The 23,519-nt window shown below is 60.1% G+C and carries 14 protein-coding genes; 8 read left to right on the plus strand and 6 right to left on the minus strand.

Annotation, left to right across the window (positions count from 1 at the left end; translation table 11 throughout):
- Positions 1-265: 265 nt before the first annotated feature.
- The 4 genes from NJLHNGOC_RS16015 to NJLHNGOC_RS10900 all read right to left on the minus strand — a co-directional run bounded on the left by NJLHNGOC_RS16015 (position 266) and on the right by NJLHNGOC_RS10900 (position 4,577).
- The gene (locus NJLHNGOC_RS16015) at positions 266-481 is read right to left on the minus strand and encodes a hypothetical protein (protein WP_165837917.1); all 216 of its coding nucleotides are present in this window, start codon (positions 479-481) and stop codon (positions 266-268) included.
- Between the two features lie 394 nt (positions 482-875).
- A complete protein-coding gene (locus tag NJLHNGOC_RS10890) occupies positions 876-2,489 on the minus strand; it encodes a serine hydrolase (RefSeq protein ID WP_239021477.1) in 1,614 nt (537 codons plus the stop codon).
- 140 nt (positions 2,490-2,629) lie between these two features.
- On the minus strand, positions 2,630-3,520 hold the full coding sequence (locus NJLHNGOC_RS10895; protein WP_110529617.1) for a LysR family transcriptional regulator: 891 nt from the start codon (positions 3,518-3,520) through the stop codon (positions 2,630-2,632).
- 142 nt (positions 3,521-3,662) lie between these two features.
- Positions 3,663-4,577, minus strand: a complete 915-nt coding sequence (locus NJLHNGOC_RS10900; protein ID WP_239021478.1) for a serine hydrolase — start codon at positions 4,575-4,577, stop codon at positions 3,663-3,665.
- Between the two features lie 228 nt (positions 4,578-4,805).
- Between NJLHNGOC_RS10900 and NJLHNGOC_RS10905 the strand changes: the two genes are divergently transcribed.
- The 8 genes from NJLHNGOC_RS10905 (at position 4,806) to NJLHNGOC_RS10940 (ending at position 18,140) form a co-directional block, all read left to right on the plus strand.
- On the plus strand, positions 4,806-5,270 hold the full coding sequence (locus NJLHNGOC_RS10905; RefSeq protein ID WP_113596394.1) for a DUF2946 family protein: 465 nt from the start codon (positions 4,806-4,808) through the stop codon (positions 5,268-5,270).
- A gap of 154 nt (positions 5,271-5,424) precedes the next feature.
- Positions 5,425-7,659, plus strand: a complete 2,235-nt coding sequence (locus NJLHNGOC_RS10910) for a TonB-dependent siderophore receptor (RefSeq protein ID WP_239021479.1) — start codon at positions 5,425-5,427, stop codon at positions 7,657-7,659.
- The gene (locus NJLHNGOC_RS10915; protein WP_239021480.1) at positions 7,646-9,352 is read left to right on the plus strand and encodes an ABC transporter ATP-binding protein/permease; all 1,707 of its coding nucleotides are present in this window, start codon (positions 7,646-7,648) and stop codon (positions 9,350-9,352) included. Before NJLHNGOC_RS10910 ends, NJLHNGOC_RS10915 begins: the two co-directional genes overlap by 14 nt.
- 168 nt (positions 9,353-9,520) lie before the next feature.
- A complete protein-coding gene (locus tag NJLHNGOC_RS10920; RefSeq protein ID WP_113596368.1) occupies positions 9,521-10,741 on the plus strand; it encodes an FAD-dependent oxidoreductase in 1,221 nt (406 codons plus the stop codon).
- 14 nt (positions 10,742-10,755) lie between these two features.
- Positions 10,756-13,167, plus strand: a complete 2,412-nt coding sequence (locus tag NJLHNGOC_RS10925) for a penicillin acylase family protein (protein ID WP_113596369.1) — start codon at positions 10,756-10,758, stop codon at positions 13,165-13,167.
- Positions 13,164-14,456 carry a serine hydrolase domain-containing protein gene (locus NJLHNGOC_RS10930; protein ID WP_239021481.1) on the plus strand — a complete coding sequence of 431 codons (1,293 nt, stop codon included), beginning with the start codon at positions 13,164-13,166 and terminating at the stop codon, positions 14,454-14,456. Before NJLHNGOC_RS10925 ends, NJLHNGOC_RS10930 begins: the two co-directional genes overlap by 4 nt.
- A complete protein-coding gene (locus NJLHNGOC_RS10935) occupies positions 14,456-16,597 on the plus strand; it encodes an alpha/beta fold hydrolase (protein WP_113596370.1) in 2,142 nt (713 codons plus the stop codon). The genes NJLHNGOC_RS10930 and NJLHNGOC_RS10935 overlap by 1 nt, the downstream gene beginning before the upstream one ends.
- 361 nt (positions 16,598-16,958) lie before the next feature.
- The gene (locus NJLHNGOC_RS10940; protein ID WP_113596371.1) at positions 16,959-18,140 is read left to right on the plus strand and encodes a zinc-dependent alcohol dehydrogenase; all 1,182 of its coding nucleotides are present in this window, start codon (positions 16,959-16,961) and stop codon (positions 18,138-18,140) included.
- A gap of 105 nt (positions 18,141-18,245) precedes the next feature.
- Here the strand turns inward: NJLHNGOC_RS10940 and NJLHNGOC_RS10945 are convergent, their stop codons facing one another.
- Positions 18,246-20,498: an EAL domain-containing protein gene (locus NJLHNGOC_RS10945; RefSeq protein WP_113596397.1), complete on the minus strand. Its 2,253-nt coding sequence runs from the start codon at positions 20,496-20,498 to the stop codon at positions 18,246-18,248.
- A 14-nt stretch (positions 20,499-20,512) separates the two neighbouring features.
- Entirely contained in the window at positions 20,513-22,483 is a 1,971-nt protein-coding gene (locus NJLHNGOC_RS10950) for a putative bifunctional diguanylate cyclase/phosphodiesterase (protein WP_239021482.1), read from the minus strand.
- Positions 22,484-23,519: the final 1,036 nt, after the last annotated feature.

Consider the following 23,519-nt stretch of genomic DNA (forward strand, 5'->3'; position numbering starts at 1 on the left):
GAACGCCCGATATCCTCGTCCGGGTTCGGTACTGCGACGAAGAAGCGTCGGAAAAATCAGGCAGGTATCCGCAAATACCCATGACCTGTCCGTGGTGTATCACCCTGCACATCCCGACAGCGCGATGACCCTGCCCCCAGATCGGGGCGATGCCACAGCCACCTGCGATCATGCGTTGCGTCCCATCGCCACTCAGGGGAGTGCTTCAAAATCCTGCCTGTGGCACGGCATCCAAATCGTAAGGAAGTTTTTGGTGAAGCTTTTTTCAAAAAGCTTCAGGAAACATCGCCTTTTTGAAAAAAGGCGACACCCAAAAACTTTTATCATTTTCGTCAAGACGGTACTTTCGGATCCCCATCCCGGATGAGGCCGCCGTTGAAAGGGCTTCCAGCTCCTGCCGACCATCCATTCTGAATGTCGGCAGGGTGAAACACCAGCCTGCAAAAACATGCACCAGAACAATGGAAAGATTGTCCATCATCCACCCGATGAACATGCTCAGCACAGATTTCGAATGAAAGCCGGTTGATGGGACCGCTTGTGATGAATGGAGGATTATCCGGGGGATTGATCACAATGCCGTCTGTGCTGTCAGCATTGGAAAAGACAGAACAGCAACAGGATCGAACATCCTGAATGCCTTTATCCCCGGGATCGGCGATCAAGCGGGGATACCATAATGGTTCCCTCGGCTGTCCGGATTATATCTTAACAGATCTGGCGATGGCGGGGAATGCAATCACGGATTGCATCATGTCCCCGGCATCAGAATGGCTATCGGAAACATCCCATGAATGTTCCGATCATTATTTCATGCGATTGGGAATACGGACACCAGCCCGGAACCTGTCTGTTCCGGGCTGGTATTTTTGATATCAGGGCTTGTCGGATATTTTCTTCGGATGCAGGTCCTGGGCATCGAAACTGAAGTCGGATCCCACGACCCGCATCGATATGCCCGTAACCTTGCCATCCATGTCACGCTGGAACTGCACGTAGCAATCGTCCCCGGCATCCTGCGCACGATCGTCCCATCGCACGACGAACAGATCATGCGGCAATGCGGAGAGGGTGCCGGCAAGTCCCGGTGAGTTGTCAAAGGAAAGACGCAGATCGTTTCCTTTCTGCGTGACATGGATATTGCCGCGCCAGTCATCATGATACAGCCCGATATAATCATGCTGCGCCTGCGCTGACAGGTGAATGAACGGCCGTGCCGGCGACCCGGGGCCTGTTGTCGCGGCAATCTTCGCCTGCTCCGCGCTGTTGTCGTCCGCCTGCTTTTTCCAGTGCGCGAGCCAGTCCGCGCTTTTCCCGGTCGTGACCAGTGAATTCAGCGTCGTCTGGATGATAAAGCTGGGGCGGTAATCATCATGGTTCGTCAGCACCACGATCCCGGTTTTCATTTCCGGCAGGAACGAGACATAGCTGACCATTCCGTCGATGGTTCCCGTGTGCCAGACACGCTTTTTGCCGAAAAAGTCCTCCATGAACCAGCCATAGCCATAGGCACGGAAATGTCCCTGCGTCGCCTCCGCCGTGTCCGGCAGCGGCAGCAGCGCATGCGGCGCCCAGACCTCGTCACGCTGTGCGGTGCTGATGATGGTCTTCCCTTCCGGCGTCTTGCCGCCATTAAGGTACATCTGCACCCAGCGGGTCATGCCATCCACGCTGCACCAGATACCGCCCGCAGGCGCCACGACAGGCAGGCTCAGCGATGCGCGGTCCGGCAGGTCGGGACTGTTGCCCTCGCCCGTTGCGACATCCGTCTCTCCCTTGACGGGCGGCGTGCTCTGGCAGGCGGGCAGGCCCGCCGCGTCAATCAGGCGCGACTGCACGAAATTTTCCCAGCTGGTGCCGGTCATTTTCTCCACCAGCGCACCAGCGACCACGTACAGCAGGTTATTATACGCGTAATTCGCGCGGAACGGCGCGGTAAACGGCATATAAGGAAGGGCCGCCAGAATTTCCGGGCGGGTGAAGTTGCTGTGGGAAAACAGCATCAGATCGCCCGCGCCCAGCCCCATGCCGCTGTGGTGGGTCAGCAGGTCGCTTATACGGAAATCCCGCGTGATGAAGGGGTCTGCGACACGGAATTCCGGCATATGGTCAATGACCCGGTCATCCCATTTCAGCTTGCCCTGATCGACAAGGAGCGCAAGCGCGGTAGTCGTGAATTCCTTGGTGTTGGAGCCGATGGCGAACAGGGTGCGCGTATCGACCTTTTCACTGTGTGCGTCCTCGCTGCGACGGCCATAGCCACGCGAGAACACGACCTGTCCATCATGGACGACCGCGACGGCGATACCGGGCACATGGAACGCATCGCGGGTGCGTTCGACAATGGAGTCAATCTGTTCCGCCGTCAGGCCGGCAGGCAGCGCGGGTGCCGCACATGCGGGCAATGCGACAAGGGGAACGGCAAGGAGCGAAAGCGCCCCCACTCCCCCCATGTAACGAATGATCCGTCCTGCAAATGACCTGTTCACTACTCTGCTGTCCTGCTCTGCTGAAAACGAAAAGATGCCGGACATGGCACTCCATTGTGGCAAGCAAAGCATGAAACATCCCCCGCTGTCCCATAACGAGATGCAACCCGTCCTTAACCTGGGGTATAATTCCCTGCCCTTCAGTCCTGCAGACGCTGGAGGTCGACATCCAGCTCCGTCCGCAGAAGCGACAGGATATCGCGCGAAATATGCGAAAGCGCGTAATCCGCGCGGAACAGCACGGTGCATGCGACATGCAGGGGCGGGGTAATCGCATGGGGCTTTGACAGGCCGGGATGATGCAGCGCGGTCAGGGCATCGACAATGGAACATCCCGCCCCAAGCCGTACCAGTTCCGCCGCCATGTAATGCGTGCGCACCCGCACCGATGGCGCCGCGCAGACACCCGCCTCCTCCATCGCCATGTCCAGAAGCCGGGCGGTGGGGTCGTTCTCGCTCAGGCCGATATACCGCGTCGGGTCGATCCGCTCCAGCATGACCGGGCCATCCGCGATTTCCCCGTCAATCAGCAGAAGCGGTACGTCCGCGATATGGTGGGAGCCCACCCCGTCGCAGGCATAATCGCCAAAGACGATCCCAAGGTCGAGGTCATGGTTGAGGATGCGCGACACGATTTCGGTGCCATGCAGGGTATCGATCGTCAGTTCGGTGCCCGGATGGCTGGCATGGTATCGCTGGATCACCCGTGGTACGAGACTGAGCCCGAGGCTGGGCACGCAGCCGATGCTGATCGTATGGCCGTCACGGGCATAGCGCAGGTTGTCGGTCAGGCGCTTGAGGTCCGACAGCTTGCCGAAAATCGTGTTCACATGGGGCAGCATGATCTGCGCCTCACGCGTGGGGACAAGGCGCCCGCCCGTGCGCTCGAACAGCGCAAAGCCCAGGGACTGCTCCGCATACCGCAGCACCTTGCTGGCGGCGGGCTGCGAGACATGCAGCACTTCCGCCGCACGGCGCAGCGATCCCGTCGTCATGATCGCATAGAAAACTTCAATCTGACGCAGACGCATATCCCGCGTGCCCCCTGTCTATGGCTGGCATGCGATGGCGTACCCGTTACGCCATCCATAAGAAACCGCGGCTTCACGCGGCCCGAATCCACGTTGGTCCACTTCCGGAGCCATCGCGGTCCCGCTCAGGCGATCAGTCCCCTCAGCCGTTCGTGGACGGGTGGACGAAACTGTCATGAACCTGCCGGGAAATCCTGTTGAGCACCCTGATCCCCGCGGCCTCGTCAGGGAGGGATTTCGTCAGCATTACAAGGATATAATGCCGCCCGTCGGGCAGGAAGACGATCCCCGCGTCGTTGCGCACGCCATCGACCCATCCCGTCTTGTGCGCGACGGGCGTGCCGGGCGGCAGGCCCGGCGGGATCATGTCATTGAATTTCTGCCCCTTCATGATGTCGATCATCGCCTGGCTCTGTGCCGGTCCCACGATGTCGCCGTGGTCGAGCTTCTGCAGGAACAGGCCCAGCCCCCGCGCCGATACCTGATTGTGGATCCCCTGATCGTTGGCGTCATAATCCTCGATCATCCGGCCGAACCTGATGCCATCAAGGTGCTGGGCCGCCACGATGGCCCGGATATAGGGAACGCCGATGCGTTCGATCATCAGGTTTGTCGCCAGGTTGCTGCTGTACTGGATCATCACGCGCAGCAGTTCCGAAACGGCGACCGGCCTGCCGATCGCGGCATAGAGCGGGTCGTAGGAATCTTCCTTCTGGTCCAGCGCGAAGCTTCCTGTCCCCACCAGGGAGTGGAAACGGTTATGCACGACGATCACGTCCTGCGGGTGCAGGGTGCCCTTTGTAAAACTGTCATAGGCGGCATCCATCACGAACAGCTTCATGGTGCTGGCCGCATCGATGAAATCGTCGCAGTTCAGGCAGACCTGCGGCGGCTGTCCCGACATTGCCGCATAGACGGCGAAATGACCGGGCTGTCCCTGTATGGTTTTCGCAATGTCATCCGACAGTGTCGCGGCATGGGCCTGGGTCATCATGCACGTCCCCATGATCATCAAAGTCGCGACACCGCGCCGCAGCACTGCACCAACCCTGAACATGGGCATTCCTTCTCTCAAACAGGCCCGCCGTGACGGGGCCACGCCGCCGGTCCGGACATGAACGGAACCGTGGCCGGGGTCAGTCTTACACCATTCCGCCTTCGACACAATGCTTTCCCTGACGTCATTACCCCGACCCGAAATCCCGGGACGTGGCAGGATTTGACAAGCATCCCCTTGTGGCGGAAACTGGCGGAAATTCATGAAAAAGGCATATCTTTCCGGCTCATGGCGCGCGTCCTTCACCCTGTGACATGCCCGGCCACAGGCCGGTGGCTGATTGTCGCGTGCACGCTTCTGGGCTTTGTGGGGCAGTTGCTGATCCTCAGTCAGGCCCGGCCGGGGGAAATGCCCCGCGCCACGATTGAACGCCTGCTTGGCATCGACATCGCGTCAGGCCAGGCCATGGCGGACTGTGAAGAGCAGCACGGCCCGGCCGCGATGGCGATGGGCGGGCCGTACCACGTCCTTGCCCACGAAGGCGGAGATGACGCATCCCATCATGACCATGACGGGTCATGCGCGCTGTGTCCGCTGCTGCATCTTCCGGCCATGGCGCTGGCGGCGCAGGCCTTCCTGCCGCTGCCACCCATGCCATGGATGCGCCCCCACTGCCGTCCGGGCCAGCCACGCGGCCCGCCGGCCATTTCACCCGGCGTCCCCCCATCACGCGGTCCCCCGCCTGCTGCCTGAACCCTAGCGTCAGCAGGACGCGGCAGGACTGTCCCATCTGTTCCGCTGCCCCGCACGATGTCCCCCGCGATATCGTGCCGGATGGTGATGGAGACATGAAAACGCGCATCCATTCCCTGCTGGCTGGTTTTCCGTCAGTTCAGGATCGTAATTCATGTCGCGTTTTTCCAGGGCGGCCGCGCGCTGGGGGATCGTCATATGGGGATGCATGATCGCCCGCGATGCATGCGCGTCCCTGTCCCCCGACCTTCGCCAGACCCATCACCCGGCCGTCGCCTCCGCCCGGACGGCGCCGCCCCCGGCCAGCAAGGCGCGGAAAGCCATATCCGACGCGCATGATGGCAGCGAGAACATAGAGGTCCATGCGAACCGCGGGTCCTATACGGCGCCCACGTCCGACGTGTGGGGAAAATCCGGCGTGGCGCTGAAGGACATTCCGCATTCGATTTCCGTCATCACGCAGGAACGGATGCAGGATTCCAACATGCTGACGATGACGGATGCGATGCGGCAGGTAAACGGGATCCGTGTCCTGCCGGGATCGACGGCGAACTCCAATTTCTACTCCCGTGGCTATCAGCTGACGACATCGCTTGACGGCACGCCCAATGCGGCGGGAACGCTGAACAACGCGTCGTTCGACCTGTCGATGTATGACCGTATCGAGGTACTGCGCGGGTCCGCCGGCCTGTTGCAGGGCGCGGGCGGCGCGGGTGGCGTGGTCAACGAGGTGACCAAGAAACCGGGGCGGGATTTCAGCGTCAGCGGGGCCGCGACGATCGGCAGCTTTGACAATTACCGCGCCGACCTTGACCTTAACGTGCCGCTCAACCGTGCACGCACGTTGCGGTTCCGGACCGCCGACCTGTTTGAGGACAACGACTTTTTCTACAACTATTCCCATTCGCGCAAATGGCAGGCCTATGGCGCGCTGGAATGGGACATCACGCCGACGACGACTTTCCTCGTCTCCCACGCAGCACAGCAGCAGGACATCACCGCGCCCTATTACGGGCTTCCCGTCACGACGGACGATACGTTGTGGTACGGCGGGCGGTCCGCCAACCCGTCGCAGCCATGGGGATACAGCAACTACATGACGCAGCAGACCATCGTGTCGCTGTCGCAGAAGCTGGGCAGGGACTGGACCCTGACCGCGCGTGGCACGTTCTATGACCAGGGTTATGACATGCTCTATAACGAGCCGTGGACCACCATAAACGCGAAAACCGGCCTTCTGACCTATGAAGATCAGGGCATTGCCGCGCAGCGGGGCAGCAGTTCCTCACGCTCGGCCGATATCTATGCGACGGGCGCGTTTCACCTGCTGGGCCGGACGCACCATATCCTTGCGGGTTTCAACTATAATTCCTACGACCAGTACGTGGCCTATGCCAATGTAAGCGGCAGCGGCGTGTATCCGGACATCAGCATCAACAACACCGCCGCCGTTCCCGCCCCGTCGCCCGGCAGCATCAGCTATGCCCCCTCTTCGGGCGGGGCGGAAGGCAGCGACGATTTCGCTTATCAATGGGGATTTTACGGACAGCTGCGGCTGGAACCGGTCCGTCACCTGTCCCTGATCCTGGGGGGACGGATCTCGCGCTTTTCCGAACATTCACGCGACGCCTATCCATCCCCACGGGGACGGTGGTCGATGGAATCGGACATCCATGCGCAGCTGACCCCCTATCTGGGGGCGGTGTACCAGATCACGCCAAACCTGTCGTGGTATGCCAGTTATGCCAGCATCTTCACCCCTTCGGTGGGGGATCTGCGATACCATGGCGGCGGCATCGCGCCACAGGTGGGCAACCAGATCGAAACCGGATTCAAGGGCGGGTATTTCCAGGGGCGCCTGAACATCTCCGCCGCCCTGTTCCGCATGGAAAGCACCAACCAGCCCCTGTCGGACCCGCAACATATCGGGTTCTACATCACGACCGGCCCCATACGCCGGCAGGGGTGGGAGGCACAGGTCGACGGCGAAATCCTGCCCGGCCTCAGCGTCTCGATCGGCTATACCTATCTGGATACCAAGCTTTCCAACCCGTCCTCCCCTGATTTTGGCGGGGCTTTTTCACCACATCACATGTTCAAGTCATGGATGCATTACACGCTGCCCGGCGGCCGGCTGAAGGGGCTGAGCCTGGGGGCCGGCATCGATGCCAGCAGCAACCTGCGCGGTGGCTATCCCACCACGCTGCAGGGTGGATACATGACCATCGACAGCATGATCGGCTATGCCATCAACAGGAACCTGCGGCTGCAGCTCAATGCGAATAACCTGACCGACCGTTATTACTATGAACGGGCCAGCGGCGTGTGGCAGTTCAATTTCCCCGCGCCCCCCCGCAACTTCATGGCGACCTTCCGTGCGACGTACTGATCTCCCTCCCCGCCATTCCCTTTCGGACTGGTCGGTCCTGTTTCCCTACTGGCGGTCAGGGGAAAAATGGATACCGCTGGCGATGCTGGGGGGCATTGTCGGCCTGTCCTTCGCATATGTGCGCATGGCCGTGTGGTTCGGCATGTGGAACCAGCAGTTCTTCGATGCGATGTTCGCCTACCGGATCGGAACATGCCTGCGGCTTCTGCCGATCTATATCGCGGTCTGTATCCTCTCCAGCGGCTGCTATGTCTTTCAGACCTACCTGACGCAGGTCCTGTCCATGCGCTGGCGTCTGTGGAATACACGGGTCTATCTGCGCAGGTACCTGTCGGACACGGCCTATTACCGTCTGGAACATGGGGGCGGGCGCGACGACAATCCCGACCAGCGTATCGCGGATGACCTGTCGCAGATGACGGTCCTCAGCCTCCGCATGGGACTGGATGGCATTCAGGCCGTGACAACCCTGCTGTCATTTTCCATCGTACTGTGGAACATCGGCGGCACGTTCGATTTCACATGGATGGGGCACCATTTCCACCTGTCGGGCTATCTTCTGCTGGGCACTGTCGCGGCAACGCTCGTGGCTTCGTTCCTCATGGAGAAACTGGGCAGCCCCCTGATCGAGGCCGATTACCGGCAGCAGCATGTCGATGCGGACCTGCGCGCGGCCCTTGTGGACGTGCGGCGCAATTCGGAACAGATCGCCTTCTACCGTGGCGAACAGGCCGAAGAGCTGCGCCTGTCCCATTACCTGGCGAATATCGCGCATAACTGGCGCAGCGTCGTGACCTATACCTGGCGGGCCAGTTTCGTCGGCGACCTGTTCAATAGCACGGCGTCAATCATATTGTGGGTGCTGCTCCTGCCGAAACTTCTCGCGCATGCGCTGACTTTTGGCGAATATTCCCGCACCAACGCGGCATTCATGCAGGTCAGGCGCAGCCTGCAATGGTTCATGAGCAACTATACCGACCTCGCCATCCTGCGTTCCGTCCTGCAGCGCCTGCATGAATTCGAACATGCCGTCAGCGAACCTCAGCCCCATGACATCGTGCGCATCGATACCGCCGCGCCGGGTATCGACATCACGAACCTCACCATCAACCGTCCCGACACTACCCCCCTGCTTACCATCGTGGACCTGCACATCGGACAGGGCGAACGCTGGATGGTCCGTGGCGCGTCGGGGACGGGCAAAAGCACCCTGCTGCGGGCGATGGCCGGACTGTGGGAATACGGGCATGGCACCATCGCCTTTGACATCGGACATGCCATGTTCCTGCCGCAACGCAGTTATCTTCCGCCCGGCACGCTGCGCCGGGTGCTCGATTATCCCTTTTCCACCCGGCATGAGGACGCATATTACGCGGCGGTCCTGCAGACCCTCAATCTGGGCGCGTACATCCCCCGACTGGACGAGGACGCCTGCTGGGGCAGCATCCTTTCCCCCGGCGAGGCACAGCGCGTGGCGATCGCGCGCGCCCTTCTGTCACGCCCGGCCATCCTTTTCATGGACGAGGCAACCTGCGCGCTGGATGCGGAAAATGAACGCAATGCCTATGCCGCGCTGCTTGCGGCGCTGCCACGCACCACCATCGTCAGTGTCGCCCACCACGAGGGACTGCGTCATTTCCACCAGCATGAAATGACACTCAATGCCAGAACAGGAAACATCACGATATCGTAACGTAACGAAACAAATGGCCGATTTTGCAATCCCTTAACCATGGGTTATGGGAAGACAGCGTTTTTAAACTGGCCTGACATGGTGTCTGTTTTTAGATTTTCAGACGAATAACACCATAAAAACATTACCGGCGTCTGCACGGTAATGCCAATCCAAAGGTCAGGGACGATGCCGGCACAACGCAATATCACGGTCATAGGCGGTGGCGTCACGGGATTGGCCACGGCCTATGCCCTGTTGCGCGACGGGCATCAGGTCACGCTTGTCGAACGGCACGACGACGTGGGGGTGGAGGCAAGCTTCGCCAACGGTGGACAGCTGAGCTACCGCTACGTCCATCCCCTGGCGGATGCGGGCGTGCCGCGCGATGCGCTGGCATGGCTGCTGCGGGCCGGTTCCCCGATTTCGCTGCGCCTGCGGGCCGACCCGCACCAGTGGCGGTGGATGCTGTCGTTCCTGTGCGCGTGCAACGCGACCACCAATGCGAAAAACAGCGCGATCCTGCTGCAGCTGGCCCTGCGCAGCCAGGCGGGCCTTACGCAGTGGCGCACGGACGGGCTGAAGGATTTCCTGTGGCGGCAGCCGGGCAAGCTTGTCGTCTATCGCAACGCGGCGAAATTCCGCAAGGCCGCGCGCAACGTCAGCAATCCCGAACTGGAACAGGTACTCTCCCCCCACGAATGCGCCAGGGTGGAACCCGCCTTCGCCGCCCTTGCGCCCGATCTGGCGGGCGGGATCTTTTCCCCCGCGGACGAGGTGGCGGACTGTCACCTTTTCTGCCTTTCCCTGCGCGACGCCATGGCCGCGATGCCCGCATTCCGGCAGGTCCGGGGCATCGCCAGCCTGAGCGCCGCGACAAACGGCCGGTGCGACGTGCTGGTGGACGGAAGGCCGCATGACACGGACCTTGTCGTGCTGGCCGCGGGCGAAGGATCGCGACGCCTTGCGCGTCCGCTCGGCTTTGACCTGCCGCTTTACGGGCTGAAGGGATACAGCCTTACGGTAAACTCACGCGCGGGCACGCTGCCGGATGTCAGCGTCACGGATTATGACAACCGCGTCGTCTATGCACGGCTGGGCGACGCGCTGCGCATCGCGGCCATGGTCGATATCGGCGCGCGTGACGCCAGCGTGGACCCGCGCCGTATCGCCCGCCTGCGCGCGCTTGCGGCACAGACCCTGCCGCAGGCCGGTCCGTACGAAACGGCGCGGCCATGGGCGGGACTGCGCCCGGCCACGCCCACCGGGGTTCCCATCATCGCGGGCACGCGTTATCAGAACCTGCTGTTCAATGTGGGACAGGGCGCGCTCGGCTTTACGCTTTCGGTCGGTTCGGCATTGAGAATCTGCGACCTCGTACGCGGCGACAACGCCCAGGGCGCCGCCTGAGAGGAGAGCAGGGCATGCAGGATATCCGATGTGGCCGCCGCCATCTGCTGCTGGGGGGCGCGGCCAGCCTGATCGGCCTTGCCACCACGCCCGCCATCGCGCGCGCGAAACGCAGCCGCACGGTGGTCGATGGCCTTGCGGGGCTTGGCGCCCCGGTCGAGATCCTGGAGGACCGCTGGGGCGTACCGCATGTCCGGGCCGCCAGCATTCCCGATGCGTTTTTCGCCAATGGTTTCCTTGTGGCGCGCGACCGCCTGTGGGAACTGGATTTCGGCCATCGCCAGTCGCTCGGCCGCCTTGCCGAAGTCTTCGGGGCGGATTTCGTGGATTCCGACACCGCCAGCCGCCTGTTCCTGTTCCGCGGGGATGCCGCGGCCGAACTGGCGCGTTTTTCCCCGCAGGTGCAGGACTGCGCGCGCGCGTACGTGGCGGGCATCAACGCATATCTGGCCCGGCTGCGGGCCGATCCCGACCTTCTGCCACCGGAATTCCGGATTTTCGATTATATGCCGCTGGATTGGGACGTGCTGGACCTGATCCGCATCCGGGCCGAAGCAACAGGCAATACGGAGGCGGAAATCCGCCGCGCCCGGCTTGCGGCACAGGGGGGGCTGGCGCTTGATGGCCTCGTCATGCCGCTGCAGCCCGCGCATGACCTGTCCGTACCGAACGGTCTGGATGTGCATGCCGTCTCGGAAAAGGATCTGGGGCTGTTTGGCGTCCTTCAGAACCCGCCATCACTGGGCAAGGCGAGGCTGCCTGACGACACGCGGCACAGGCGGATGAATTCCGGCAGCAACGCATGGGTCATCGCCCCGTCGCGCACGGCCACCCGTCGTCCCATCCTTGCCAATGACCCGCATCTTGGCTTTGGCATACCGGGACCGCGATACGTCATTCACCTCAGCGCGCCGGGGCTTAATGTCATCGGCGGCGGCACGGCGGGCATGCCCGGCGTGATGCAGGGCCATAACGGACATATCGCCTTTGGCCGGACCAATTTCCACATCGATCAGGAAGACCTGTTCATCCTGCGCACCCATCCCGCCCATCCCGACCGTTATTTCCATGACGGCGCATGGAAAGGCATGGAGACAGTCCATACCCGCATCGCCGTGCGGGGGGAGGCCGACCGCGATGTCATCCTGCGCTATGCCGCACAGGGGCCGGTGGTTTCCACCGATCCCGCCCGCCATCGCGCCACGGCGGTCAGCGCGACATGGCTGTATCCGGGCGCGAACGGGCTGCTGGTCAATATCGGCCTGAACCTTGCCCATGACTGGGACACGTTCCGCGAGGCGCTGCGTGTCCATACCAGCCCCACCAATTTCACCTATGCCGACACCACCGGCAATATCGGGTGGCAGGCGGCCGGCGGGCTGCCGTCGCGCGCGGACGGGCATGACGGGCTGCTGCCGGCGCCCGGCGATGGCCGTTACGACTGGAAAGGGCTCCAGCCGCTCGAAATGCTGCCATCCACCTTCAATCCCGCCCGGGGCTGGTTCGGCACTTCCAACGAAATGAACCTGCCCCCCGGTTATCCGGCGCAGGAACGCCGCGTCAGTTTCGAATGGCGCGACGCCTTTCGCTACAACCGCGTGGCCGAGGTCCTGCAGGGTCTGCCACGCGCCACCGTGGCAGACTGCGTGGCGCTGCAGCATGACACGTTTTCCCGGCTTGCGCTCGACATGGTGGGACTGCTGCCCGACGTGCCCGCCGACCTTGCGAAAGAGGCCGCCATGCTGCGTGGCTGGAATGGCCGCGTCGAAGCCGACAGCCCGGCCGCCGCCCTTTACGAGGTCTGGTGGACGCGCCTTGAACGCGCGCTTTACGCCCTCCTGATCCCGGCGCACCTGCGCGACATCCTGCCCGGCCCTATCGATGCCGCGGTGCAGCTGTCCCTACTGCGCGCGCCCGACGCGCGTTTCGGGACGGCGCCGGTGGCTGTGCGCGACACCATGATGATCGATGCGCTGCGCCAGGCGGTGGCCGAACTGCAGCAGCGGCTCGGCCCCGTTCGCGCGGCATGGCGATGGGGCGCGCTACATACGATCACGCTGCATCATCCCCTGGCGCACATCCCTGATATCTCCACGCAGTTTCCGCAGATCGGTGGCGCGACAACCGGCACGGGCGGAGATTCCTATACCGTCATGGCGCGGTGGTACAATCCCCTTGCGAAACATCACGCCCCCTATATCGCCACGGGCGGCGCAAGCTACCTGATGGTGTGCGACGTGGGGGCATGGGACAATTCGGTCTTCCTCAATTTCCCCGGACAGTGCGGCAATCCGCGTTCCCCCCATTACGCGGATTTCATGCCCGTATGGCTGAAGGGACAGATGCAGCCCCTGCCCTTTTCCGCCCACCGTGTCAGGGCGGCGGCCGTCGGGCGCGTGACATTGCAGCCGGGAGAAAAATCATGAGGATGCCTGTCCTTTTCACGGCCATGGCCTGCGTGATGGCCTGCGCCCCGGCCGTGGCGGCGCAGGCGCGCGGCCACGGCCCGACGGATGCGGCCATGGACGCCATCCTGACACATGGCGAAAGCCACCCCCTGGCCGCGATCGCCGCCGTGCGCATGCATGAAGGACGGATTGCCTACAGCTATTATGGTGGCTTCGCACGCAGGACGGAGCATGGCGAAGTGGGCGACGTGCCGGCGGGGCCTGATACGCTGTTCCGCATTGCCTCGATCTCCAAGCTCGTCACGACCATCGGCCTGATGGAACTGGTCGAGCAGGGACGCATCTCCCTTGACGGGGATATCTCGGACTATCTTGGCTTCCGGGTGCGCAATCCGGATTTCCCCGATGCGCCCATCACCGTAAGGATGCTGCTGAATCATACCTCCACGCTGGCGGATGCGAACGGATACACGCTGCCGCCCGACCACAAGGTCGCGGAGCTGTTCGGCCCCGACCGCAAGCCGGGAGACGCGGGATATCACTTCGCGCACGGCGCGGGGCACAGGCCGGGAACATGGTTCGAATATAGCAATCTCGGCTTCGGGCTGATCGGCACCATCATCGAACGCGTCAGCGGCGAACGCTTTGACCGTTACCAGCAGGCACATGTGCTGACGCCGCTTGGCATTGATGGGGGCTACAACGTTACGGAACTGCGCCATCCCGAACGGCTGGCGACCCTTTATACGGACTCTTCCACCGGTTATGCCGCGCAGGTTGATACCCTGCCCCCCCGGGGATGGCCGGCCCAGCTGGTTTCCCGTTACACGGTCGGGTCCAACGGCACGATATTTTCGCCACAGGGGGGATTGCGGGTTTCCATCGCAGGCCTTGCCCGGCTGGCACGTTTCATGCAGCAGGGCGGAACGCTGGAGGGGACGCGGCTGCTGTCCGCACGCAGCATCCACCTGATGGAAACGCCGACATGGCAGTATGACGGGCATGACGGAAGCTGCCCCTATCCCATCGCCAGTTACGGGCTGGGGATGATCCAGCTGACGGGCGGCAAGGATCCCGATGGACGTCCGACCGCGCCCTATCGCGGGTATCATGGCCACCTGCGCGGGCATCTGGGGGATGCCTACGGGCTGCATTCGGGTTTCTGGTACGATACGGCGAATGGAGATGCGTTCGTGTTCGCGGCGGACGGATATCCTGATGACGACAGCGCGACGCCCGGCGCCTACTCCTCCTTCACGCGGGTTGAAGAACAGATTTTCACGACACTGGCCGGAGCCGCACGATAATGGTCCCTTCTTTCTTCCCATACGGGCTCCTGCGCCGGGCTGGCATCGGTATCTTGGGGGGCACCCTGCTGACGGTCCCAGCCTTTGCCGCGCCGCAGAGCGCGACGCAGGGAAATACGGTGCCGGCGGATACGGCACAGACAGGGGATGCCGCACTGGAAAAACGCCTCTCCGCGCTGCTCGCGATGCCCTTTGCGTCCGAGATGACGGCGGCAGCACAGGCCCCGCGCATCGCGTGGGTGGAACGGCGTGACGGGGCGCGCAACATCATGCTTTCCGACAGGGGGCAGGCCCCGCGGCGCATGACGGATTACACGCGCGATGACGGCACCGATTTGTGGGGACTGGCGCTGACGCCCGATGGCCGTACCCTCGCCTATGTCGAGGGGGGAGATCCGGAATTTCCCAACGATGCGCCCCCCAATGCCGGGCGGGCCGTGTTTGCTGGAAAACAGACCGTCCACCTCATCCTGCCTTCGGGGCGCAATCTTATGATGGGTGAAGGACATTCCCCCGTCTTTTCGCCCGATGGCAGCCATCTAGCCTTCAGCCATGGCGGCACGCTGATGGTTGGGCGCACCGGAACGACCCCCGTTGCCGCCTTTACGACGCCGGGGGTCATCACCGGACTGCGCTGGTCGCCCGATGGCCGCCGCATCGCCGTCGAGGTGGACCGTGGTTCCCATGGGGTCATCGCCCTGTGGGATATCGATGGCAGGGCGCCGGACATCAGCTTCATCCCGTCGGGCCTCGCCAGCGATGTGCTGCCGGTTTTCTCGCCCGACGGGCAATCCGTGGCGTTCGTGCGCAGGCAGGAGCCGGTATTCAATACCGCCCCGGACAAGGGTCGTTTCTGGTCGATACATGTCCATGACATCCGGACGGGGACCGAGCGCATGATATGGACCCCGCCACAGGGAACGGGATCGCGCTTTGCCGCACCGGAAGGGAGCATGCTGTACTGGACGGCGGATAACCAGCTGCTGTACCCGTGGGAGGGCAGTGGCTGGATGCGCGTGTGCGCCCTGCCGGTTACGGGACAGGCGACACCAAAATGCCTGACCCCGGACGGGGCCGAGGTTTCTTCCTATCATCTCTCCAGTGATGGAAAGAACCTTCTTTATACGGCCAATGTCGGAAATCAGGACCTGTGGCGGGCATGGTCCCGGCCTCTGGCAGGTGGCGCGGCCACGCCCCTGACGCAGGAGGATGAGGAAGTCACCGAACTGTTCACGGCAGGCAGCGATGTTGCCGTCATGGCGACCGGCGTGACGCAGACGGCGCATCCCGTGATGTTCGATCACGGAACGCGACAGGTGCCGGTCACACCCGCCCTGCCCCCCGGCGTGTCGTTCGTCACGCCACAGAACGTGCGATTCCACAGCGCCGACGGGCTGGACCTGCATGGGCAGTTGTTCGTGCCGCCTGATGATACGTCACGACGTCATCCGGCGCTGGTCTTCGTCCATGGCGGCCCACGGCGCCAGATGCTGCCGGCATTCAACGCGATGGGATATTATTCCAATGCCTATCTGATGAATCAGACACTGGCGGCCGAAGGATATGTCGTGCTGGCGGTCAATTACCGCAGCGGCTCCGGTTATGGCGAAGCCTTCCGCAACGCGCCTGACACGGGTGAGACGGGTGCCAGCGAATATCGCGATGTTCAGGCCGCCGCCACGTACCTGCAGCATCGTGACGACGTAACGCCAGAGCGGATCGGGATCTGGGGCGGAAGCTGGGGCGGATACCTGACGGGACTGGCGCTGGCGCGTAACAGCGACATTTTCGCGGCGGGCGCGGATTTTCATGGTGTCCATGACATGACCGGCCCCGATCATCCCGGCCTGTCGCCACAGCAGAACCGTGAGGTCCATGAAACGGAATGGCGTTCCTCCCCCATCGCGGACATCCAGCACTGGCGCGCGCCCGTCCTTCTGGTGCATGGCGATGATGACCACAATGTCGAGTTCGAACAGTCAACGCTGCTTGCCCGCATGCTGACGGCGCAAGGCGTTCCTTATGAGGATCACGTTTTCCCCGGGGAACGTCATGCCTTTTTGCGCACATCCGATTGGCTGCATGCCTATCTGTGGATGGACCATTTCTTTGGACGCACCCTGAAACAGACACAGAAATAGGGAATTGTCCGGGAATACTGCGTTTATGAAATAACGGAAGTTTTCAGGTGCTGCCTTTTTTCAAAAAAGGACAGCATTCTTTTAAGCTTTTTGAAAAAAGCTTCACCAAAAACTTTTGCATGATTTCCGGACATTTACCGCGAAACTTCTGAAACGGTTCCTTTCTGACAGGTAACCGTGATTTCCCTTCCTGCTGATAACGATTCCTGCGAAACATTCGGATTGGCGCGGCAACATTGCCGTCATCCCGTATGGGGGCATGTGCAAAATCGCCCGGACCATTCTTTGGAACGGACGGCAGGAAAACTATGCGCAGCGGCGTGCGTCTGTCTCATATCACCGCTGAGCAGGACATCCTCCCATGAAAGCACTGACCTGGCAGAAAAAGGGCAAGATCACATGTGAAAGCGTGCCTGATCCCGTCATTCTCGACGGAGGCGACGTGATCATCAAGGTGAGCGCATGCGCCATATGTGGCTCCGACCTGCACCTAATGGACGGCATGATGCCGACCATGCGATGTGGCGACATTCTTGGCCATGAAACGATGGGAGAAGTGGTCGAGGTCGGAAAGGACATTACACGCCTGTCGGTGGGCGAGCGCATAGTCGTTCCCTTCACCATCTCCTGTGGCGCATGCCGACAATGCAGGTGGGGTAACTGGAGCTGCTGTGAACGAACGAACCCCAACGGGCGGGAACAGGCCGAAACCTTCGGATATCCATTGTCCGGCCTGTTCGGTTATTCCCATATCACGGGTGGCTTTGCCGGCGGTCAGGCGGAATATCTGCGCGTCCCGTATGCTGATGTCGGACCGATCGTGGTGCCGGAAGGACTGGATGACGAACAGGTTCTGTTCCTTTCGGATATTTTCCCCACAGGCTATCAGGCGGCTGAAAACTGCGACATCACCCCGGAATCCGAAAAGACCATCGCTGTCTGGGGTTGCGGGCCGGTCGGACAGATGGCGATCCGGTCATGTTTCCTGCTGGGGGCGAAACGTGTCATCGCCATAGATGAAGTGCCCGAAAGACTGGCGATGGCGCGCGCGGGCGGGGCCGAAACCATTGATTTCAGTCAGCAGAACATTCAGGAGACCCTTATCGACATGACGGAAGGGTTCGGGCCGGATGCGGTCATCGAGGCCGTCGGGATGGAAGCACATGGCGCCGATACCATGATGCAGAAAGTGGGGTCGGCCCTGCTGTCCGCCACAACCCTGGAACGACCATTCGCGCTCAATCAGGCCATACTGGGCTGTCGTCCGGGTGGTATTCTTTCGATGCCGGGCGTCTATGCCGGGGCGCTGGGTCCTGTCATGGTCGGAATACTGATGAACAAGGGCCTGACCCTGCGCACAGGTCAGACCAATGTGCAGAAATACCTCAAACCACTGCTGGAACGGATCAGGAATGGGGAAATCGATCCCTCTTTCGTCATCAGCCATCGTTCCGCAAACCTTGAGGACGGCCCGGCCCTTTATGAGAAATTCAGGGACAAGAAAGACAATTGCACCAAAGTTGTCTTTCGGCCTCATGGTTGAAGAAAATCCGCAATCAGCACGGAGTTTTTCAAAAATACTGAAAACGCCGCCTTTTTGAAAAGGCGGCGTTCGTGAAAGCTGGCATGTTCCGTTCAGGCGGGATGGTTATTTTGATTTCGGCTGACCTGATGGCGCCTGTTTCTGGGCCTGGGCTTTCTGCATTGCGGGCATGATTTTACGCGGCTGCCTGAACCATGTTTCAAGATCCTTGGGCGCCATCGGCTTGGCAAACAGGTAGCCCTGCATGACATCACAGTGCAGGCTTTCCAGAAGTTCGTACTGTGCCTCGGTTTCAACCCCTTCGGTAATGACCGTCATGCCCAGACGATTGCCGATCCCGATTACGGCTGTGGTTACGGCCTGCGCATTCGCATCATGTTCCAGATTCATGATGAAGCTGCGATCGATCTTGATTTCCGTAAGCGGCAGGCGCGTCAGGCGCGACAGGGATGAATACCCCGTTCCGAAATCGTCCATGGAAAGACCGACATTCAGGGCACGGATGGCATGCAGGACATCCATCGTGTCCTTGATTTCGTCCATCATGACGCTTTCGGTTATTTCCACCGTCAGCCGCGTCGGCGCGATACCGAACTGCGTCAGAAGGTTGGAAATCATTTCCGGCAGCTGACGCTTGCGGAAATGCCCGGCTGACAGATTGACGGACACGGCCGGAACGACGATGCCATCGCGGTCCCATTTGACAATCTGGCGGCAGGCTTCTTCCAGACACCACGCGCCAATGGCCTCGATCTGTCCGGTATCTTCCGCCACCGCGATGAAGCGTGAGGGGAAAATGTTACCCAGATGTGGATGATGCCACCGCGACAGGGCCTCCACACCGTACAGAGCGCCCGTTTTAGCCTCGACCTGCGGCTGGTAATGAAGGTTCAGCAATCCCTTGGCCAGGGATTCACGCAGGGCGGACCCAAGGACAAGACGATCCTGCGCCGCAGCGTGATCATCCGGCGTTGCGACACGGAATGTCCCGCATGCTTCCTTTTTGGCAAGACGCATCGCGGCTTCGGCATGACCGATCAGGGATTCACCGTCCGGCCCGTTTTCAGGGAACATGCTGATCCCCACGCTGACCGATGCCGCAAGGAAATTGCCCCCGATTTCAATAGGGGCCTCCATCCCGCCAATCAGCGTTTCGGCAAATGCCATTGCATTGGTCACCCGTGTATCGGGCAGGATGATGACGAACTCGTCCCCGCCGACCCGGCTCAGGATATAATGGCTGCGGCACAGGCTCTTGATCCGTGCGGCCACTCCCTTGAGGAAGTCATCCCCGTTGGCATGGCCCAGCGCATCATTGATATCGCGGAAACGATCCAGGTTGAGCAGAAGCACGGCAAAATGGTTATCGCCCGGCTTGCCGACCAGGGATTTCAGGATTTTATGGATGGCCGTGCGGTTGAGGAAACCCGTCAGGGGATCATGGTTGGCAAGCTGGGAGATGTGATGGCGGGCTTCATACTGTTCGATCAGCACGCTGCAGAACGGAACGCAGCCAGCCACGATTTTCTGTGGCCAGTCGCTGATTTTGTTCATGTTGCGTGAAAACAGGGCAAAGATCCCCGATATCTTCCCATTGCCGGCCTTGATGGCGGATGCCCAGCAGTTATGGAGACCAAGCGAAACCCCAAGGGATTTGTAACTGTCCCACACGACCGTGGCGGCCTCGTCCAGATCATTGGACAGGGCCATGAGGTCCGCATCGGAAAGCGTCACATGTTCCAGCGCTGCGGCATAACGGCGGGGCATGCCGGGCCCCGACAGGACATGAAGGCGATGCTCTTTATTGATCAGCACCAGAATGGCGACAGTATTGGGGACGAAAGTTTCAACCTCGCGACAGACAAGATCGCACATGTCCTGGATCTGCATCTCGGTCGAAAGGGACTGAAAGACCGTGTTCTGGAGGTCCAGCAGTTTCTTGCGATAGTTTTCCTCCATCACATCCTTGATGGACGCCAGATAGTACTTCTTCCCATCGTCGCCCATCTTGCATGACGACAGGGTCAGTTCGCCGGTGATGTAATCGCCGTCCTTGTTCTGGAATATGATTTCCCGTGGCGCCCCGACAATGGTGTTGATGCCCGTTTCACGGTTGCGATTAATGTAATCATCATGCTTGTGCCGGATTTCTTCGGGAACAAGCATCCTGACGTTCTGGCCAAGGACTTCGTCCTGCGTATATCCCCACAGCCTTTCCGCCCCTTTGTTAAAAAGGACGATATCGTTTTTTTCGTTGATCACGACGACGGCCTCGGTCGTGTCACGCAGCAGACGCAGTGCCGCTTCGCCTGACAGGGTCGGCTTCTTGGACGGCGGGGAAGGAAGAAGTTCATTCATGATGATGGGCCACTTCACAATTGGGCAGTTACGGTGGGTTGGTCCGTGTCAGGTGGAAAAGCGGGAGTTTGAGATTTGGCCGGCTGCAATCCCAGTGTTTCGGGACTGGCGGGACGCCCCAGCAGAAAGCCTTGTCCCGCCACGCAGCCCTCGCCCTTGAGGACTTCAAGCTGTCGTTGTGTTTCAATTCCTTCCGCCAGTACGGAAATGTTCATGGTGCGGCCAAGGGCAAGGACCGAACGGACAATGGCCGCCGCGTCTGAATTGGTTTCGACGCCCTGCATGAAACTGCCGTCCAGCTTGATCCGGTCAAACGGGAAAGACCGCAGCGTATCGATGGATGAATATCCCGTCCCGAAATCATCCAGCGCAATGGAAACGCCCAGTTCCTTGATCCGGCGTACGATTTCCAACGCGCGTTGCTTGTCATCAATGATCGAGGTTTCTGTCAGCTCCAGTTCCAGACGCTCGGGCGGCAGGCCTGTATCTTCCAGCGTCTCCTTAACCAGTCGGAACAGGTCAGGGTGGAAGAACTGCACCGGCGACAGGTTTACCGCCAGTTTATAGGAATGATCCCAATGGGCGGCCTGTGCGCAGGCTGTCCGCAGCACCCACTCGCCCAGGGGAATGATCAGTCCGTTTTCTTCGGCCACGGGAATGAACTGGGCGGGGGGCACCTCCCCACGTTTCGGATGATGCCAGCGCAGCAGCGCTTCATAGCCAAAGATCTCGCCCGTCGCTATGGCCGTCTGTACCTGATAATGCAGCGACAGTTCGCCTTTTTCCATCGCAGCCTTGAGATCCGCCGCAAGCGCGCGCGCCTCACGCACCGTTTCATCCATGGATGGCTCGTAATAGGCAACAGTCCGCACCGGGTCCGCCTTGGCGCGATACATCGCAAGGTCCGCGCGCGTCACCAGCGTTTCCTTGTCGGTCGCATCTTTCGGGAACAGGGCCAGCCCTACGCTTCCGCCGGTTGTCACTTCGTAATCATCAATCGGGATGGGCAGGTTGATGGCTTCCTCGATCCGGGCGACAAAAGCATTCAGCTCTTCGGGATCACTGGTCAGGTGAACGGCCGCGAATTCGTCGCCACCCAGACGGGCCACGAATTCCCCTTTTCCCAGCATCTCGGTAAACCGGTTGGCAATGGTGACCAGAACGGCATCCCCTGCGGCATGCCCGCGGACATCATTGATTTCCTTAAACTTATTAAGGTCGATGCCAATCAGCGCAAACTGCGTTCCGTCCTTTTTGGCCTCCTCGATCACCTGGTCCAGATGCTCGTTGAAGCTGATGCGGTTAGGCAGCGACGTCAGGGCATCATGCAAGGCCATCTGCCGCAGACGCTCATAGGACTCCGCACGGGTCGCGTCATCAATGGAAAAGCTGTTACCGCCTGTCGCGACAAGCAGCAGGGTCATAAGGGCCAGCGCAACCCCAAGCACGACCGGCGCATTGCCACCCGAAGCAAGTTCGGGAGGCACCCCGGTCATGTGCATGGCCGAAACGCCGACAAAATGCAGGCCAGCAATGGCAGCGACAAACAGGACCGTTGCCAGAAGCTCGCGATGCCGGTTTGCACTGCGCAGAAGACATTGCAGCGACAGGGTACCAAACCCCATACCCAACAGAAGCGACAGCGCGATTGTCGGGATGCTCCATGACATGTGTTCTTCGAATTCCACCGCATACATGCCGGAATAATGCATGCCGGCAATAGCCAGCCCCAGCACTGCCCCACCCAGCGCCGGTCCCATTCGACTTTTACTGGTGGTGGCGATAACGGTTGCCGCCAGTACCCCCCCGACCGCGATGAGAAACGAAAGCAGCGTGAGCGGAATGTTCAGGAACCCGGCCATATCGGGCATGTAAGCCAGCAATGCGAGAAAGTGGGTACACCATATGGTGGTCGCACCTGCTACCGCACATTGCAGATACCATGACTGGTTTTGCCGTCCTGCTGTCGCAGCGATACGCGCCATGATGCGGACAGTGATCCATGAACCCGCAATACAGACGATCAGGGCAGAAATCAGAAGGGGCATGTTGGAGTCCGCTATCGTTTTAAACACTTTTATCATGGCGATATTCCATGGACGAACACGCGCAGGAACACAATGCCCATTTTTTGGGCATAAATTCCCATAACGCCAAACGACATCATATTCATATTACTGATAAATAACTAACAATATGAAGATATATGTTGCTTTTCGGCCAATGCAGCAAAGCGCGCGCTTACGCGATTAAATAAATAGTTGTTACAACAAACGTTGGCCTCTCCCGATCGCAGATAAGGTTGCGTTAAGACAAATCAAAGAATTGTGATGTTAGACATTCGTCATGATAAGGTTATGAACGTAAACGCCCTCAATATACACGTTCCAATATCGAAACAATAGACAAGATCAACAATTTCGTCCTGAAATTTTGGTTTAATCTCAAGCGTATTAAACTACACACACCCGAATTTTACGAAACACGCAAGTATTCGATAAAGATATTATCAATTTTACAGTGGAACTTGCGACATCAGGCCTGCCAAGGCCGATCAATTATCAGCCGATGCAGATGCGGGAGATACATCCGATGTCCGGCTATGTGTGGTTTCCGATTGGTCGCAGCCCATCCTGTCTAATTTTCTAAGATATCATTAACAGAATGATTTATTTTTAAGTTTGTTTTTAACCAAAGTTTCCATAAGCGAAATACGATGTGCGAGAAATATCATACGTAGCAATAACGTAACTTATTCCCGCCAGAGATCGGGCGCACTATTTTCGGCTTCCCTTGTAGGAGCCAATGTAATTCTTCTGCCCCGTTAAGACTGAAACATTCTTTAAAACACCCCTCGACAAAAATGCGCCTTGGTATCTTTTCATCTGTTTCCTACATGGGAATTCTGGACACACAAAAAGCCACCCTATTGGGTGGCTTTTTTGTTTGTCTTCTCAGACGTATAAGATTTGGTTGCGGGGGCAGGATTTGAACCTGCGGCCTTCAGGTTATGAGCCTGAC

The organism is Novacetimonas cocois, assembly GCF_003311635.1.
GTDB lineage: Bacteria > Pseudomonadota > Alphaproteobacteria > Acetobacterales > Acetobacteraceae > Novacetimonas > Novacetimonas cocois.